Origin of the sequence: Bacteroides caecigallinarum (assembly GCF_016902295.1) — a bacterium.
In the GTDB taxonomy this organism is placed as follows: Bacteria; Bacteroidota; Bacteroidia; order Bacteroidales; family Bacteroidaceae; genus Phocaeicola; species Phocaeicola caecigallinarum_A.
Genome location: NZ_JACJLQ010000225.1, coordinates 1 through 221 on the forward strand (window position 1 = coordinate 1; position 221 = coordinate 221).

The window sequence follows — 221 nt, forward strand, 5'->3', positions numbered from 1 at the left end:
GCAGGATTCCTCGTGTCCCGCGCTACTCAGGATTACACTATGCTTCGTCTCGCTTCGAATACGGGGCTGTCACCCGCTGTGGCCGGCCTTTCCAGACCGTTCTTCTCACGAAATTTCTTGCAACGTCGTGGTCCTACAACCCCAACAATGCCGTAACACTGTTGGTTTGGGCTATTCCCCGTTCGCTCGCCACTACTGGGGGAATCATTGTTATTTTCTTT

At 52.9% G+C, this 221-nt stretch carries 1 rRNA gene; it reads right to left on the minus strand.

Features of this window, described 5'->3' with window-relative positions:
- Positions 1–221, minus strand: a 23S ribosomal RNA gene (locus H6A27_RS14910); the annotation flags it as partial.